The sequence below is a fragment of the Pseudomonas sp. D3 genome, from assembly GCF_029320995.1.
GTDB classification, from domain to species: Bacteria; Pseudomonadota; Gammaproteobacteria; order Pseudomonadales; family Pseudomonadaceae; genus Aquipseudomonas; species Aquipseudomonas paraveronii.
This window is the reverse complement of the sequence record NZ_CP119772.1, coordinates 5,179,572-5,194,718: the sequence shown is the minus strand read 5'-3', so window position 1 is coordinate 5,194,718 and position 15,147 is coordinate 5,179,572. Positions and strand designations below refer to the sequence as shown.

Sequence of the window (15,147 nt, the reverse complement as noted above, 5' to 3'; positions counted from 1 at the left end):
TTTAAGATATTGAAATTAAAAGAGAAAGTCGTTTTTTAAAACCTGGCACGGCCGCTGCAATCATTCAGACAACCTTTCTCAACCGGCATAAGGAATTGAAAAATGACTGATATCAATAAAGAGTCCATCTCGGTACTGAACGACCTGATCGAAACCAGCATTGACGGTCAAAAAGGTTTTAAAGAGTGCGCTGACGACATCAAACATCCAGAACTCAAAGCGCTGTTTGCCAAGCGCTCCGCAGACTGCACAACCGCTGTGGCCGAGCTGAAAACCGCCGTGCGTGCCCTGGGTGGCGATCCGGAAAATTCCGGCAGCGTTGCCGGCGCCCTGCACCGTGGCTGGGTCGATGTGAAGTCGATGGTGACCGGTAAAGACGAAGAGGCTGTATTGAACGAAGCCGAGCGCGGTGAAGATCACGCACTCAAGGCTTACAAAGAAGCGATCGAGAAGATCAACAAGCACAACCTGCTGGGTATCCGTGACCTGGTTGAGCGTCAGTACCACGGCGTGCAACGCAATCACGATCAGGTCAAAGCCCTGCGTAACCAGGCTCGCGCTCAGTCGTGAGTCGTCGCTGAATAAAAAATCCCCGCCGATGCGGGGATTTTTTATGGGAGCTGATCAGCCGATGGTGATGGCCGGCAGCTCGGTCAACGTCACGACCAGTTGCTTGCGTGGCGCGAGGATCTCCGCCTCGCCATCCACCACCAGTTCATCGCGCTGGTTGAACACGCGGGTGGCGATACGCACGCGGAACTTCGGCAGCTTCTCGAGGATTTCCAGACGCACGGTCAGGGTGTCGCCGATTTTCACCGGCTTCTGGAAGCTCATCTGCTGGCCGATATAGATCGTGCCCGGCCCAGGCAGCTCACAGGCAACAGCCGCACTGATCAGGGCGCCGCTGAACATGCCGTGGGCAATTCGCTCCTTGAACATGGTCGCCTTGGCAAATTCGGCATCCAGGTGCAGGGGGTTGTGGTCGCCGGACATGGCGGCGAACAACTGAATATCGCGCTCTTCGACGGTCTTGCTGTAGCTGGCGGTCTGGCCGACTTCGAGGGCTTCGTAAGGGGTGTTGGTTACCTGGGTCATCTAAACGTGCATCCTGTGGCTAATCGATAATTTAATTGGCTGATTTTAAACGAAAAATTATTCGCAGCGAGCCGGCCTGCGTAAGGTCAGGGCTTGGTCGAGCCACGTCAGCACATCCGCGGTGACTTCGTCGCGGTTGGTTTCGTTGAACACTTCGTGACGCGCCTGCGGGTAGATATTCAGTTGCAGGTTCTGGCAGCCGGCCTCACGCAGGGCATGGGCCAGGCTTTTAAGACGCTTGCCTTCACTCACCGGATCACATTCGCCGCCGATCACCAGGATCGGCAAGCCCGGATCGATCTGCGCGAGATTGGACGCTTTGCTGATTTGCTGCAAGCCACCCAGCAGGTCGAACCACAGTTGGTTGGTGCAGCGGAACCCGCAGAGCGGGTCGTGGAGGTAGCGGTCGACTTCATCCGGGTCACGGCTGAGCCAGTCGAAAGCCGTGCGGTTGGGCTTGAACGCTTGGTTGAACGAGCCGAACGACAGGCACTCAATCAGCGCACTGCGGCCGCGTAAGCCCTGGCGCAGGCGTTCGGCACGGGTGATCAGCCGCGCGGCGCGGTACAGCGCCACCGGCTGGAAATTCGAACCGCTGAGAACCGCCCCATGCAGGCTGGCGCTGTGGTGCAGCAGGTAGGCCTGGGCGATATAGCTGCCCATGCTGTGGCCCAGCAAAATGATCGGCACTCCCGGCAGTTGCTGGCCGATGTGCTGGTTGAGGCTGGCCAGGTCGCCCACCACCTTGTTCCAACCGTCCTGCTCGGCGAACAGGCCCAGGGTGCCCTCGTCGGCGGTGCGGCCATGGCCACGCTGGTCCAGGGCAAACACACCGTAGCCCGCCCCGCACAACGCTTCGGCCAGGCGCACATAGCGCCCGCCGTGCTCGGCCATGCCATGGGACACCATGATCAACGCCTTCGGCGGCGCTTCCGGCAGCCATTGATTGACGTACAGGCGGCTGTGGTCGTTCGCGGTCAGCCAGAAAGTGGTGTGGTTCATGGCGCTTCCTTTGCTCAGGGTCGTTGCAGTGTATAGCTCATCCTCGGACAGCCGTCTGATCAGTACAGACCCTTGTAGGAAGATTCACGCAATTAATGACGCTCTTTCCTGTATTTGCCTGTTTGGCCATAGCTGCTAACGTCCCCGAAGCTCCGCTTTTTATAGCAGCAGAAAAGCGGCTGGGCACATTCAGGTAAGAGGACAAGAATAATGCAACCTGATTTCTGGAATGACAAACGCGCGGCGGGCGTTCCCAACGAGATCGATCTGAGCGCCTACAAGTCGGTGATCGAAGTCTTCGAGCGTTCCTGCAAGGCCTTTGCCGACCGTCCGGCGTTCAGCAGCATGGGCGTCACCCTGACCTACGCCGAGCTTGAGCGCCAGAGTGCGGCGTTCGCCGGTTACCTGCAGCAGCACACCGACCTCAACCCGGGCGATCGCATTGCGGTGCAGATGCCCAACGTGCTGCATTACCCGATTGCCGTGTTTGGTGCGCTGCGTGCGGGGCTGATCGTGGTCAACACCAACCCGCTGTACACCCCGCGTGAGATGCGACACCAGTTCAAGGACGCCGGCATTCGTGCCCTGGTCTACCTCAACCTGTTCGGTTCACGGGTGCAGGAAGTCTGCACCGACACCGAGATCGACTACCTGATCGAAGCGAAGATGGGCGACTTCATGCCGGCAGCCAAAGGCTGGCTGGTCAACACCCTTGTCGACAAAGTGAAGAAGATGGTCCCGGCCTATCACTTGCCGCGTGCGGTGTCGTTCAAGCGCGCCTTGCGCATGGGCGCAGGGCAGGGCGTGACGCGCCACCCGGTGACCCTCGATGACATCGCCGTGCTGCAATACACCGGCGGCACCACCGGCTTGGCCAAGGGCGCGATGCTCACCCACGGCAACCTGGTGGCGAACATGCAGCAGGTGCGTGCCTGCATGTCGCAGACCGGCGAGGATGGCCACCCGCTGATCAAGGAAGGCCAGGAAGTGATGATCGCGCCGCTGCCGCTTTACCACATCTATGCATTCACCGCGAATTGCATGTGCATGATGGTCTCCGGCAACCACAACGTGTTGATCACCAACCCGCGGGACATCGCGGGTTTTATCAAGGAACTGAAAAACTGGCGCTTCACCGGCTTGCTCGGGCTCAACACGTTGTTTGTGGCGTTGATGGACCACCCCGACTTCAAGAGCCTGGACTTCTCCCATCTCAAACTCACCAACTCCGGTGGTACGGCGCTGATCAAGGCCACCGCCGAACGTTGGGAGCAGCTCACCGGCTGCGCGATTGGCGAAGGGTATGGCCTGACGGAAACGTCGCCGGTGGCCAGCACCAACCCGTATGGCAACAAGTCACGCCTGGGCACCGTGGGCATCCCTGTGCCGGGTACGGCGATGAAGGTGATCGATGACGACGGCGTCGAGTTGCCCCTGGGCGAGCGCGGCGAGTTGTGCATCAAGGGCCCGCAGGTGATGAAGGGCTACTGGCAGCAACCGGCCGCCACCGCCGAGGCACTGGACGCCGAGGGGTGGCTCAAGACCGGTGATATTGCCGTGATAGACGAGGATGGATTTATACGCATCGTGGATCGCAAGAAGGACCTGATCATCGTCTCGGGTTTCAACGTGTACCCCAACGAGATTGAAGACGTGGTGATGGCTCACCCTGCGGTGGCTAATTGCGCGGTGATCGGCGTACCGGATGAACGCACGGGGGAGGCGGTGAAGCTGTTTGTGGTGGCGCGCGCCGAAGGCGTGAGCCTTGAGGAGTTGAAGAGCTACTGCAAGACCAACTTCACGGGGTACAAAGTGCCCAAGCACATCGTGTTGCGTGAGTCGTTGCCGATGACGCCGGTGGGCAAGATCCTGCGGCGCGAGCTGCGCGACATCGCCTGATTTGATAGGCAGTCAATAATGTGGGAGGGGGCTTGCTCCCGATGGCAGGAGATCAGTCACCAAATGTGTTGGCTGATTCACTGCCATCGGGAGCAAGTCCCCTCCCACATTTGTCTGCGTTTATCCCGTTAAGCCTTGTTCTAGAGCCATTTCTTTGCTTATAGAATTTTTGCTCTAAAAATGACTATTGGTTATTCATGAGTCATGTTTATGACTGTAGGGGCCTCTTTTGGCTCTAGTCGGCCCTTGGCAAAGCTGCTACTCTCGGCGCGCTTCGTGACCTCTCGGCCTGCTTAAACGCGCCAGACTCACCTAAAAAACACACACCAATAATAATCGCATCAAATGCGATGATGAATTCGCGTCGCTGAGGAGTGGGCTTCCATGAACGTAGACTTTTGGAAGGATAAGTACCCCGCCGGGATTGCTGCAGACATCAATCCAGACGAGTATCCAAATATTCAGGCGGTACTGAAACAGTCCTGCCAGCGCTTCGCCAACAAACCGGCTTTCAGCAACCTGGGCAAGACAATCACCTACGGTGAGTTGTACGAATTGTCCGGCGCTTTCGCTGCGTACCTGCAACAGCATACCGATTTGAAGCCTGGCGATCGAATCGCCGTGCAACTGCCCAACGTCCTGCAATACCCGGTCGCTGTGTTCGGTGCCATCCGTGCCGGCCTGATCGTGGTCAACACCAACCCGCTGTACACCGCGCGGGAAATGGAACACCAATTCAATGACTCCGGGGCCAAGGCCCTGGTCTGCCTGGCCAACATGGCGCATCTGGCTGAAAAAGTCGTGCCCAAGACCGCCGTCAAACACGTGATCGTCACTGAAGTCGCCGACCTGCTGCCGCCGCTCAAGCGCCTGCTGATCAACAGCGTCATCAAGTACGTGAAGAAAATGGTCCCGGCCTATCACTTGCCCAAGGCGATCAAGTTCAACGACGTGCTGGCCAAGGGGCACGGCCAACCGGTCAATGACGTCAGCCCGGCCAGCAGCGACGTGGCGGTGCTGCAATACACCGGCGGCACCACCGGCGTGGCCAAGGGTGCGATGCTGACCCACCGTAACCTGGTGGCCAACATGCTGCAGTGCAAGGCGCTGATGGGCTCCAACCTCAACGAAGGCTGCGAGATCCTGATCACCCCGCTGCCGCTGTACCACATCTATGCGTTCACCTTTCATTGCATGGCGATGATGCTGATTGGCAACCACAACATCCTGATCAGCAACCCGCGTGACCTGTCGGCGATGGTCAAGGAACTGTCGAAGTGGAAGTTCAGCGGCTTTGTCGGCCTGAATACGCTGTTCGTGGCGCTGTGCAACAACGAAGGCTTTCGCAAGCTGGACTTCTCTGGGTTGAAAGTCACCCTGTCGGGCGGCATGGCCCTGCAACTGGCGGCGGCCGAGCGTTGGAAAGCCGTGACCGGCTGCGACATCTGCGAAGGCTACGGCATGACCGAGACCAGCCCGGTGGCGACGGTCAACCCGATCCAGAAGATCCAGATCGGCACTATCGGCATTCCGGTGCCGTCGACCTTGTGCAAAGTCATCACCGATGACGGCGTCGAGCTGGCCCTGGGTGAGGTCGGCGAGCTGTGCGTCAAAGGCCCGCAGGTGATGAAGGGCTACTGGCAGCGCGAAGATGCCACCGCCGAGATCCTCGACAGCGAAGGTTGGTTGAAGACCGGTGACATTGCGATCATCCAGCCGGACGGCTACATGCGCATTGTCGACCGCAAGAAAGACATGATTCTGGTCTCCGGTTTCAACGTTTACCCCAACGAACTGGAAGACGTGCTGGCGACCCTGCCGGGCGTGCTGCAATGCGCTGCCATCGGCGTGCCGGACGAGAAGTCCGGGGAGCACATCAAGATCTTCATCGTGGTCAAGCCAGGTGCCACCCTGACCAAGGACCAGGTGATGGAGCATATGCGCGCTAACGTCACCGGCTACAAGGTGCCCAAGGCCGTTGAATTCCGTGATGTCTTGCCGATCACCAACGTGGGTAAGATCCTGCGTCGAGAGCTGCGCGATGAAGAGCTGAAGAAGCTGGGCCTGAAAAAGTAACCCAAAAAAACCCCGCCAATGCGGGGTTTTTTAATGACTGGATTGGAATGCAATCCAGTGTAGGAGGGGGCTTGCCCCCGATAGCGGTGGATCAGTCACCAGATTCAGCGACTGACACTCTGCAATCGGGGCCCCCTCCCACATTTGAAATACAGTGCTTAGAGGACAAGCTGCGCGAAGCTGACGCCCGCACCGGCTGGGCGCACATCCTTGAGGAACGAGTCCTTGTCTGCGCTCAGTTCCAGCGTGATTTCCGGCTTGCGCTTGCCGGCATTGCGCACCACCAGGCCTTCGAGCTTTTCACGCAGGAACACCGTCGGCACCTTCAAGTGCAGCAACTGGTCAGTCTCGGCGTTGTGCAGCAACAAGTGAATCCACTCGTACTGGCCCACTGCGATCCGCGCCACCGGCAGGTCGAACCACCAGATGTTGCGTTTGCGGTCCAGGTCGGTGAAGTGGCAGTTGTTGACGCCGAGTACGGCACCGCCCAGTTCCTGGTTTCTGCGGGCGATGGCCTGTGCTTTATTGAGTTTCATAACCTTCCTACGGGATCTGTTATTCAGCGTCGTAGCCTGAATGTGCCGCGCATTCTCGTGGGTTGGCCGCAAAACATAAAGCCAAACCTGCTGCCGGCGATGAAATGCGTGCGCAAAATAATTGAAACTCTGCCGAACAGCCTCGGGTCAATCTCTACGTAATGACCAAAACCCCTCGATTGTTCCAGGAGAAATACCATGAGCAGCACATCGGATAAGGTAAAAGGCGTCGCGAACGAAGCTGTTGGCAACATCAAGCAAGGTGTTGGCAAAGTGACCGGCAACGACAAGCTGCGCGCTGAAGGTGTGGTCCAGGAAAAAAAAGGTGAAGTGCAGAAAGCCGTAGGCGATACCAAGGATGCGGTGAAGAAAGCGATCAAGTGATCCTCGATCGCTGGCTGGGTTCATCCCGCCCGACGGCCATCCACGGATGGCCGTTTTTGTGTCACCTGAAGCGGTTAATCTTTCGAAATTGTTTCAAGGTCGCCAAATAGGCTACCTTGATGTAGAAAACGGCCCCTGAGTCGCCCATGAACCTGATCTTTTTGCGGCGAAAGGAGACGCTATGATTTTCCCGGTACTCGATGGTCTCAAGCTGCACAAAGTGCTGGCGCGCACGGTGACGGAGTTCGTCAACGACGAGATGTCCACCTACGCCTCGGCGCTGGCCTACCAGATGCTGTTTTCCTTGTTTCCGTTCCTGCTGTTCCTCATTGCGTTGATCGGTTTCCTGCATTTGCCGGACTTCTTCACCTGGCTGCGCTTGCAGTCGGAACTGGTGTTGCCGCCCCAGGCCCTGGAGCAGGTCAACCCGGTGATCGACCAGTTGCAGCAGTCCAAGGGCGGCCTGCTCTCGGTGGGTATCGTGATTGCCCTGTGGACCGCGTCGGCCGGTGTGCGTCTGATGATGAGCGCGATGAACGCCGCCTACGACGTGGTCGAAGGGCGGCCGATCTGGAAGCGTTTCCCGCTGTCGGTTTTCTACACCGTCGGCATCGCCGGCATGTTGCTCGCCGCCGCCGCGCTGATGGTGCTCGGCCCGCAGGTCATGGAATGGCTGGCAGGGCAGATCGGCATGCAGGAATTCGTGGTCACGCTGTGGACCATCCTGCGTTGGCCGCTGATTGTGATCCTGCTGATGTTCGCTGTGGCCCTCATGTACTACGTGATGCCCGACGTGCAGCAGAAATTCCGCTTCATCACCCCAGGCTCGGTGTTGGCGGTGGTGGTGTGGATCGTCGCGTCCCTGGGCTTTGGCTACTACGTCAAAACCTTCGCCGACTACAACGCCATGTATGGCAGCATCGGTGCGATCATTGTTTTGCTCCTGTACTTCTATATTTCCGCCGCCGTGCTGTTGCTGGGGGCGGAGATGAATGCCGTGATCGAGCACATGTCGGCCGAAGGCAAGGAGCCAGGGGAAAAGACATTTGATGAAAACACCCGCTCAGGTGAAAAAAAGCACGTCTCCGGCCTTGGCCGGGACCATTCCAAGCCCACTCCCGACGAAGTCTGATCGATGATCCATGAAATCCTGAAAATGGGCGACGAGCGCCTACTGCGTATCGCCCCGCCGGTCCCGCCGGAAATGTTCGACAGCCCCGAACTGTGGCAATTGATCGATGACATGTTCCAGACCATGGAACACGTCGGCGGTGTCGGCCTGGCCGCACCGCAGATCGGCGTTGACCTGCAACTGGTGATCTTTGGTTTCGAGAGCAGCGAACGCTACCCGGATGCCCCGGCTGTGGCACAGACAATCCTGATCAACCCGCTGATCACACCGCTCAGTCCGATCATGGAAGAGGGCTTCGAAGGCTGTCTGTCCGTGCCCGGCCTGCGCGGCGCGGTGGACCGTTACCAGCAGATCCGCTACGAAGGCTTCGACCCCAAGGGCGAGCCGATCATACGTATTGCCGATGGTTTCCATGCGCGGGTGGTGCAGCACGAGTGCGATCACCTGATCGGCCGCTTGTACCCGTCGCGGATTAGCGACTTCAGCAAGTTCGGGTTTATCGAGGTGATGTTCCCCGACATGGACCCGAATGCCGACGACTAGCTTCCTGGCACGATACAAGCCCAATGGTGGGGTTGGTCAGCCAGCACGATTGCGACGGGGCTGTCACCCACTCTCCTGGGCGGTTACACGCCTCGTGCCAACCCCATCGCGATCATCGGCTTGTTGCGCTTGTAGCGCACCAGCCGTTCGCTGAGGGATTGGGGCAGCACCGTGTCCTGAGTAAACCCCATGCGCCCATACACACCTTCCAGGTCGGGATGGCACAGCAGCCAGACTGAACCCTCCCGATCGGACGCCGCCTGAAGAATCAAGCGCGCCGCCAGCCCCTGGCCGCGATAGGCCGGGTCGACAAACACCCCGGTCAGCCATTGCCCGCCCACCACGGGCGTCAGGCACAAGCCGGCAACAATCTCGCGGTCCCGCGCCACCCACAGACGTCCGCCCTTGAGTGCCTTCATTGGCGAATTGTGCTGGCGGTAAAACTTGTTCAGCAGCGGCCACAGGGGCTCTGCCAGCGGTTCGAGGTGCAAGTCGGGCATGGTATTCAGGCAGGCGTTATCAAGGGTCGGGGATTATAAGCGCCTTCTGCGCGGCAATAGGTGGTATACCCAATGTTACATCCCCTGTAAGTGGAGCATGCATCATGGCCAAAGGTATGGATTCAAAGAAAGCCGCGAAGAAGAAACCGGCAAAGACCGCCGATGAAAAACGCGCGGACAAGAAAACCAAGAAATCCGAGACAGGGCTGTTCGGTCACTGAGTTAAACGTGTAGAAGCCTACGATCTGCAAGCTGTTCCCGCCTCACCGCACAGAGCAGGACACACCTGCTCTATGCTGCCGACGCCCAACTACCGTGATGGCACCCCATGCCGGGAAATCAACGTCCTGGCGCACGGTTTTACTGCGCGACCGAATAGCCCGATTGGCCGTATCGCTTAGATCGCGGCCAGGGTTTCTTTCACCGCCTGCACCTGCGGCTCTGCCGTCTTCGCGGCTACTTGCTGTTCTTGCTGTTGTTTCAGACGATCGGCCACTTGCTTGGTGATCGCATCCTGTTTTTCCTGCGGCATTGTCTGCACTTCTGCTTCGGTCAAACCCTGCTCCTTGAGCAGTTGTTCGCGAATGCGTTCGGCCGGGGTTTTGCTCATGTAATCGGTGAAGTCTGCGCGCGCGGCGCTCGTGGTAGAACCGGCTGCGGGCACATCCGTGGTCGCCGGGGTGGCGGCCGTTGAGGCCTGCAACTGTACGCGGGTCTTGGCGAAGGCTTCGTCGATGCGGCTGGCGGCCTTGTCCAAGTCCTTCTGCGCAACCGGTGCGGTCACGCTTTGCTGAGCCGCTTGCAGTGTGCCGCTGTACAGCGTGCTGGCGGCGGCGTTGGCGGGGTCCATGTCGGGTCGCTTGATCTGTTGAACGGTCGACAAGGCTTGAGTGTTGTTGTTAACCAGCATGATCGGTCACCTGTGGAAATGTACGGTGCATCTGCTGGAGCAAATAACGTGCCGGGCGCCAACCCCCTGGTTTTACTGGAGCTGGCGCGGCCATCGCGGCAAACATTGTCCCGTCGACGGCCAAGCGTTGCCGTCAACGGGCGATGTTTTCCAACGCCCGGTGGCGTATGGCACCCCTGGACATTCGCTGATTTATCGCACGAGGTTTCAGTCGATGATGGGTTCAAGGCCTGGAAGATTCAACTCACCCTGGGTGACCTTCAGCGGTTCTTCACCCTTGGGCACCTTATGAGAGGTGAAAGAGAATGTCGCAGTGATGTGCCGATGTTCCAGATCGATCTTCCAGATGCGTAATTTCCCGCTGCTGGGCTGGTAAGTCCAAGGGTTCGGTCCAAGCGCATGGTAGTAATAGACCTGAACCTTGCCTTTTTCTTGGGCAACATCATATGAACCAGGCTGGATATCTTTAGCCAAATGAAAGCTCATCAGCCGCTGGCCTTGATTGCTCTTGGCGTCTATAAAAATACCTTCAGGAAAATCGTGAAATTGGATGTTTTCGGATGTGAAGTTTCCAATGGGATGGTTGATGTTCGCTGTTACCAAGCCATCTACAGGCTGCGATTTCAGGGCCTGTGACCGATCGTTATCCATGAGCGTACGCCTTCGAGAGGTTATAGGAATTGGGCGCGCCCAATCACTTCGCTGTCAGTCAAACGTCGGTAACGGGTAGCGTCTACTGTCAATGTTGACAGGTAGGCCGCGTTATCCGATGGGCGGTACGAAGCGAGCGTTTTGCCGATTCTGTCGCAGGCCCCGGTACGGCGCAGTACGTTGAGTCCTTTTACGTTGTCGTTCTTGGGATTAGTCGTGGCCGTCGAGGGCGAAGGTCTTAAAGCCGGCGTGCTGGCCGAGGTGCTGGTAATACGCCGCAACCGCCGGGTAGAGCGGGCGTTCCATGGGGGTCATCTGCCAGCGATGAACCGAGAGGCCGATGAGGATATCGGCCAGGGTGAATTCGTCGCCGGCCACGTAGGCGCCGGTCTTTGCCAACTGTTGTTCCAGCAGGCCCATCTTGTCGTTCCAGGCTTGTACGCCGGCTTTGATGCGTTGCGGGTCCTGATGGTCGGGGCTGTTGCGCACCAGGGCCTGGAAGGCATAGCCCCAGGAAGGGTTGAGCTCGGTGGCTTGCCAGTCCATCCACTGTTCGACCCGGGCGCGGGGTGCGGGGTCGAGAGGCAGCAGGTCGTGGCGTTGGTAGAGGTTCACCAGGTAACGACAAATGGTGTTGGATTCCCACAGCACTCCGTGGTCGTCGATCAGCACCGGCACTTGGGCGTTGGGGTTCAGGGCAAGGAATTCGGCGGATTGGGTCGGCTTGAAGCCGATGCCCCAGTCTTCGTGCACGTAGTCGATGCCCAGTTCCTGGCAGGTCCAGAGCACTTTGCGCACGTTGATGGAAGAAGCGCGACCCAAGATTTTCAGTGAGTGTCCCATGGTGCTTCCCTGGCAGTGGAGAACAGTCAATCTAGCAGGGGGCGGGCACTACGGCGATGGCTTCAAGCGGGCAGGGTAAAAAAATGTGGGAGGGGGCTTGCTCCCGATAGCGGTGGATCAGTCACCAGATGTGGTGACTGTCACGCTGCAATCGGGAGCAAGCCCCCTCCCACATTTTTGACCGAACAGGGCTTTAGCCGCGTGGTGTGTGTTGGTCCATGGCTTTGCCCACTAGCAATACGCTGAGCTCCCTCAACTGATGAATTGCCAAGGCAACATCGCAATGCCAGTCGCGTCCTACAAACGTCCTACGTACTTTCCCGCACCTGCAACTCAAATCCCATATCCACCACCGGCTTGGCGATCTTGTTACCCGCCATGATCGTCAGCAAATGCTCCGCCGCGCGCCGACCAATGGCTTCGCGCGGGGTGCTGATGCTGCTCAGGCGCGGCACCATGAACGAGGACGCTGGCAGGTCGTTGAAGCCCAGCACGGCCACGCGCTCCGGTACGTTGATGCCATGACGCAGGGCTTCGAGCAGCGCGCCTTGGGCCAGGTCGTCGTTGCCGAAGAAGATCGCATCCACATCCGGATGCGCCGCCAGCAACTGCAGGAACAGTTCGCCGCCCAGGCCCACGGAGGAAGGGCGTGGTGTCAGCAGTTCCAACGCCGGGTCGTACAGGCCGGCTTGTTGCAGCGCCCGGCGGAAGCCTTCGCCGCGCAGCAAGGTGCGTTGGTCCAGTTGCGCGCCGATATACGCCAGGCGCTTGCGCCCCCGCGAGATCAAATGCGCTGCCGCTGTCTCACCCGCCGCCAACTGCGAAAAGCCCACACAGTTCACGCCAGCGTTGGGGTCCAGATCCATCATGTACACACACGGCACGTTACTGGCCTCGACCATCCGTCGCGCGCTTTCGGTCCGATCGAACCCGGTCAGCAGCAAACCCCGTGGCTGATAGGCCATGTAGTTGCGCAGCAGGGTCTCTTCTTCGTCGCGCGAATAGTGGGAGTTGCCGATCAGTACTTCAAAGCCCTTGGGCCGCAGCACCTGATGGATCGCTTCGAGGGTTTCGATAAACAGCAGGTTGGACAGCGACGGCACCAGCACCACCACCGAATGGCTCTGGGCCGAGGCCAGGGCGCGGGCGGCGGGGTTGACCACGTAGTTCAGTTCGGCGGCGGCCTGTTGCACTTTTTCCACCAGTTCGGTGGCAACGGTGCTGATGCCACGCAAGGCGCGGGAGGCGGTAATCGGGCTGACGCCGGCCAGGCGGGCGACTTCATTGAGGGTCGGACGACCCGTGGTGCGCGTATTTTTATCGTTCTTGGAGGTCATCAGGCGGCTTGCCAAACAAAAATCGAGGCACTAAGGTAGCGCTGTCTCCAAACGGCTGCAAATGCTAGAGCGCTGGGTTGCCTGATCCGGTTCAAATGCTTGGAGCGGATGCACGCGTCACTCCATAAAAAAAGACAAGACGGCGCGGGAAAAGCCTGTTTTTGCACTAGCCTTACAGCGTGCAAAGGTAGCGCTATCTGCGTCCTGAGGTGTTTCATGAGTCAACCTGTTACCGCCCTGGTTATCATGGGTGTTGCCGGCTGTGGCAAGACCAGCGTCAGCGAGGCCCTCTGCCGCCTGAACGGTGCCACGCCCATTGAAGGCGACAGCTTTCACCCCGCCGCGAACATCGAAAAGATGAGCGCCGGCCACCCCCTCGACGACAACGACCGCGCCGGCTGGCTCGACATCCTGTGCGATGAATTGCGCCGTTCGCTCAAGGCCGGTGAACACCCGGTGCTCACCTGTTCCGCGCTGAAAAAGAAATACCGCGACCACCTGCGCGAAGCAGCGCCGGGTCTGGGCTTTGTATTTCTGGAACTGAGCCGCGAAGTCGCCGCCGACCGCGTGTCCCATCGCCCCGGCCATTTCATGCCGGCCAGCCTGATCGACAGCCAGTTCGCCACCCTCGAATCGCCCGTCGGCGAGCCGCTGACCCTGGCCCTCAATGCCAGCGAAGACAGCGTCAAGGCGTTGGCCGAGCAAACCCATGCCTGGTGGCTCAAACACGGCTTTGAACCTACTCGTTAATTTTTTGCCGGATAAGATAGCGCTATCCCCGGCGACAAATTCAACACCGGCTTTAATAACAACAACAAACAGGAGAGACCCCCCATGTTTGGCATGTCCCACGAGTCCTACCTGCTGCTTGATGCAGTGGTCACTATCATTGGTCTGATCTTTTTGATCACCAAGTTCAAGGTTCACCCATTTATCGCGTTGATCATCGCCGCGGGCTTCCTCGGCCTGACCTCGGGCATGCCGGTGGACAAGATCATCAAGGCCTTCCAGGACGGCTTCGGCGGGGTGCTCGGCTTTGTCGGCATCATCCTCGCGCTGGGTACGATGCTCGGCAAGATGATGGCCGAATCCGGCGGTGCCGATCAGATCGCCCAGACCCTGATCCGCGCCTTCGGCAAGGAAAGGGTCCAGTGGGCAATGATGTTCGCCGCGTTCCTGGTAGGCATCCCGCTGTTCTTCGAGATCGGCTTTGTGTTGCTGATCCCGCTGGTGTTTATCGTCGCGCGCCGCACCGGTGTGTCGCTGATCAAGATCGGTATCCCGTTGCTCGCCGGCCTGTCGGCGGTCCATGGCCTGGTGCCACCGCACCCGGGGCCGCTGCTGGCCATCGGCGTGTTTGGCGCGGACATCGGCAAGACCATTCTGTACGGTCTGATCGTCGCGCTGCCGACCGCCATCATCGCCGGCCCGATCTTCGGTACGTTTATCGCCAAGTACATCCCGGGCAATCCGTCCCAGGAACTGGTCGACCAACTGGCCCGCGAGCCGGAAAACAAGACGCTGCCGAGCTTCAGCATCACCCTGATCACCGTGCTGCTGCCGGTGTTCCTGATGCTGCTCAAAACCTTTGCCGACATCGCCTTGGCCGACGGTCATGTGGTGCGCAACTGGATGGACATGATCGGCCACCCGATCAGCGCCCTGCTGCTTGCGTTGCTGCTGTCGCTGTACACCTTTGGCCATCGCCAGGGCATCCACTCCAAGCAAATCCTCAAGCTGCTCGACGCCAGCTTGGCGCCGACTGCCGCGATCATCCTGATCATCGGTGCCGGTGGTGGTTTCAAACAGATGCTGGTGACCAGCGGCGTGGGCGACGTGATCGGCCATATGGCGGTGAACGCGCAGATCAACCCGATCCTGCTGGCGTGGCTGGTGGCGGCGGTGATTCGTATTGCCACCGGTTCGGCGACGGTCGCGACCATCACTGGCGCAGGCATTGTTGTGCCGGTGGTGGGGATGATTCCGGGGGTTAACCGCGAGCTACTGGTGTTGGCGACGGGGGCGGGATCGTTGATTTTGTCTCACGTCAACGATGCGGGGTTCTGGCTGGTGAAGCAGTACTTCAACATGACTGTGGCCGAGACGTTCAAGACCTGGACGGCGATGGAGACCATTCTGTCGGTGGTGGCGCTGATCTTCATCATGTTGCTGTCGTTGGTGGTGTGACAGACACACCCTAAGGCAAGGGTGCAAACCCAATCCAAATGTGGGAGGGGGC

The 15,147-nt window shown here is 59.0% G+C and carries 16 protein-coding genes; 8 read left to right on the top strand and 8 right to left on the bottom strand.

Annotation, left to right across the window (positions count from 1 at the left end; all coding sequences use genetic code 11):
• Positions 1-102: 102 nt before the first annotated feature.
• Positions 103-570 (top strand): PA2169 family four-helix-bundle protein, encoded by a 468-nt coding sequence (locus tag P3S72_RS23985; RefSeq protein WP_247407664.1) that lies wholly within the window; start codon positions 103-105, stop codon positions 568-570.
• A 54-nt stretch (positions 571-624) separates the two neighbouring features.
• Here the strand turns inward: P3S72_RS23985 and P3S72_RS23980 are convergent, their stop codons facing one another.
• Both P3S72_RS23980 and P3S72_RS23975 read right to left on the bottom strand, forming a co-directional pair.
• Positions 625-1,095 carry a MaoC family dehydratase gene (locus P3S72_RS23980; protein ID WP_247407665.1) on the bottom strand — a complete coding sequence of 157 codons (471 nt, stop codon included), beginning with the start codon at positions 1,093-1,095 and terminating at the stop codon, positions 625-627.
• A gap of 57 nt (positions 1,096-1,152) precedes the next feature.
• Entirely contained in the window at positions 1,153-2,097 is a 945-nt protein-coding gene (locus P3S72_RS23975) for an alpha/beta hydrolase (protein WP_276194557.1), read from the bottom strand.
• Between the two features lie 210 nt (positions 2,098-2,307).
• On the opposite strand from P3S72_RS23975, the gene fadD2 reads away from it, so the two are divergent.
• Both fadD2 and fadD1 read left to right on the top strand, forming a co-directional pair.
• Positions 2,308-3,996, top strand: a complete 1,689-nt coding sequence (fadD2, locus tag P3S72_RS23970; RefSeq protein WP_276194556.1) for a long-chain-fatty-acid--CoA ligase FadD2 — start codon at positions 2,308-2,310, stop codon at positions 3,994-3,996.
• 384 nt (positions 3,997-4,380) lie between these two features.
• Entirely contained in the window at positions 4,381-6,072 is a 1,692-nt protein-coding gene (gene fadD1 / locus P3S72_RS23965; RefSeq protein WP_276194555.1) for a long-chain-fatty-acid--CoA ligase FadD1, read from the top strand.
• Between the two features lie 158 nt (positions 6,073-6,230).
• Here the strand turns inward: fadD1 and P3S72_RS23960 are convergent, their stop codons facing one another.
• Positions 6,231-6,608, bottom strand: a complete 378-nt coding sequence (locus tag P3S72_RS23960) for a hypothetical protein (RefSeq protein ID WP_276194554.1) — start codon at positions 6,606-6,608, stop codon at positions 6,231-6,233.
• Between the two features lie 198 nt (positions 6,609-6,806).
• Between P3S72_RS23960 and P3S72_RS23955 the strand changes: the two genes are divergently transcribed.
• From P3S72_RS23955 to def, 3 genes are all read left to right on the top strand, one after another.
• Complete coding sequence (locus tag P3S72_RS23955; RefSeq protein ID WP_276194553.1) at positions 6,807-6,992, top strand: CsbD family protein; 186 nt, start codon at positions 6,807-6,809, stop codon at positions 6,990-6,992.
• A gap of 181 nt (positions 6,993-7,173) precedes the next feature.
• Entirely contained in the window at positions 7,174-8,124 is a 951-nt protein-coding gene (locus P3S72_RS23950) for a YihY/virulence factor BrkB family protein (protein WP_276194552.1), read from the top strand.
• A 3-nt stretch (positions 8,125-8,127) separates the two neighbouring features.
• A complete protein-coding gene (gene def, locus P3S72_RS23945) occupies positions 8,128-8,667 on the top strand; it encodes a peptide deformylase (RefSeq protein WP_276194551.1) in 540 nt (179 codons plus the stop codon).
• Between the two features lie 83 nt (positions 8,668-8,750).
• Here def and P3S72_RS23940 read toward each other — a convergent pair whose 3' ends face one another.
• From P3S72_RS23940 to P3S72_RS23920, 5 genes are all read right to left on the bottom strand, one after another.
• The gene (locus P3S72_RS23940; protein ID WP_276194550.1) at positions 8,751-9,167 is read right to left on the bottom strand and encodes a GNAT family N-acetyltransferase; all 417 of its coding nucleotides are present in this window, start codon (positions 9,165-9,167) and stop codon (positions 8,751-8,753) included.
• Positions 9,168-9,564: 397 nt separating this feature from the next.
• On the bottom strand, positions 9,565-10,077 hold the full coding sequence (locus P3S72_RS23935) for a hypothetical protein (protein WP_276194549.1): 513 nt from the start codon (positions 10,075-10,077) through the stop codon (positions 9,565-9,567).
• Between the two features lie 207 nt (positions 10,078-10,284).
• Positions 10,285-10,728, bottom strand: a complete 444-nt coding sequence (locus tag P3S72_RS23930; protein ID WP_276194548.1) for a hypothetical protein — start codon at positions 10,726-10,728, stop codon at positions 10,285-10,287.
• Between the two features lie 210 nt (positions 10,729-10,938).
• Entirely contained in the window at positions 10,939-11,571 is a 633-nt protein-coding gene (locus P3S72_RS23925) for a glutathione S-transferase (RefSeq protein ID WP_276194546.1), read from the bottom strand.
• A 308-nt stretch (positions 11,572-11,879) separates the two neighbouring features.
• On the bottom strand, positions 11,880-12,911 hold the full coding sequence (locus P3S72_RS23920) for a LacI family DNA-binding transcriptional regulator (RefSeq protein ID WP_276197986.1): 1,032 nt from the start codon (positions 12,909-12,911) through the stop codon (positions 11,880-11,882).
• A gap of 213 nt (positions 12,912-13,124) precedes the next feature.
• Between P3S72_RS23920 and P3S72_RS23915 the strand changes: the two genes are divergently transcribed.
• Together P3S72_RS23915 and P3S72_RS23910 are read left to right on the top strand one after the other, a co-directional pair.
• A complete protein-coding gene (locus tag P3S72_RS23915) occupies positions 13,125-13,658 on the top strand; it encodes a gluconokinase (protein WP_276194544.1) in 534 nt (177 codons plus the stop codon).
• 84 nt (positions 13,659-13,742) lie between these two features.
• Positions 13,743-15,095 (top strand): GntP family permease, encoded by a 1,353-nt coding sequence (locus tag P3S72_RS23910; protein WP_247398496.1) that lies wholly within the window; start codon positions 13,743-13,745, stop codon positions 15,093-15,095.
• Positions 15,096-15,147 lie beyond the last annotated feature (52 nt).

Excerpts from the sequence above, each read along its gene's own strand:
- P3S72_RS23985 (WP_247407664.1), top strand. The coding sequence starts at position 103 with ATGACTGATATCAATAAAGAGTCCATCTCGGTACTGAACGACCTGATC.
- P3S72_RS23980 (WP_247407665.1), bottom strand. The coding sequence starts at position 1,095 with ATGACCCAGGTAACCAACACCCCTTACGAAGCCCTCGAAGTCGGCCAG.
- P3S72_RS23975 (WP_276194557.1), bottom strand. The coding sequence starts at position 2,097 with ATGAACCACACCACTTTCTGGCTGACCGCGAACGACCACAGCCGCCTG.
- fadD2 (WP_276194556.1), top strand. The coding sequence starts at position 2,308 with ATGCAACCTGATTTCTGGAATGACAAACGCGCGGCGGGCGTTCCCAAC.
- fadD1 (WP_276194555.1), top strand. The coding sequence starts at position 4,381 with ATGAACGTAGACTTTTGGAAGGATAAGTACCCCGCCGGGATTGCTGCA.
- P3S72_RS23960 (WP_276194554.1), bottom strand. The coding sequence starts at position 6,608 with ATGAAACTCAATAAAGCACAGGCCATCGCCCGCAGAAACCAGGAACTG.
- P3S72_RS23955 (WP_276194553.1), top strand. The coding sequence starts at position 6,807 with ATGAGCAGCACATCGGATAAGGTAAAAGGCGTCGCGAACGAAGCTGTT.
- P3S72_RS23950 (WP_276194552.1), top strand. The coding sequence starts at position 7,174 with ATGATTTTCCCGGTACTCGATGGTCTCAAGCTGCACAAAGTGCTGGCG.
- def (WP_276194551.1), top strand. The coding sequence starts at position 8,128 with ATGATCCATGAAATCCTGAAAATGGGCGACGAGCGCCTACTGCGTATC.
- P3S72_RS23940 (WP_276194550.1), bottom strand. The coding sequence starts at position 9,167 with ATGCCCGACTTGCACCTCGAACCGCTGGCAGAGCCCCTGTGGCCGCTG.
- P3S72_RS23935 (WP_276194549.1), bottom strand. The coding sequence starts at position 10,077 with ATGCTGGTTAACAACAACACTCAAGCCTTGTCGACCGTTCAACAGATC.
- P3S72_RS23930 (WP_276194548.1), bottom strand. The coding sequence starts at position 10,728 with ATGGATAACGATCGGTCACAGGCCCTGAAATCGCAGCCTGTAGATGGC.
- P3S72_RS23925 (WP_276194546.1), bottom strand. The coding sequence starts at position 11,571 with ATGGGACACTCACTGAAAATCTTGGGTCGCGCTTCTTCCATCAACGTG.
- P3S72_RS23915 (WP_276194544.1), top strand. The coding sequence starts at position 13,125 with ATGAGTCAACCTGTTACCGCCCTGGTTATCATGGGTGTTGCCGGCTGT.
- P3S72_RS23910 (WP_247398496.1), top strand. The coding sequence starts at position 13,743 with ATGTTTGGCATGTCCCACGAGTCCTACCTGCTGCTTGATGCAGTGGTC.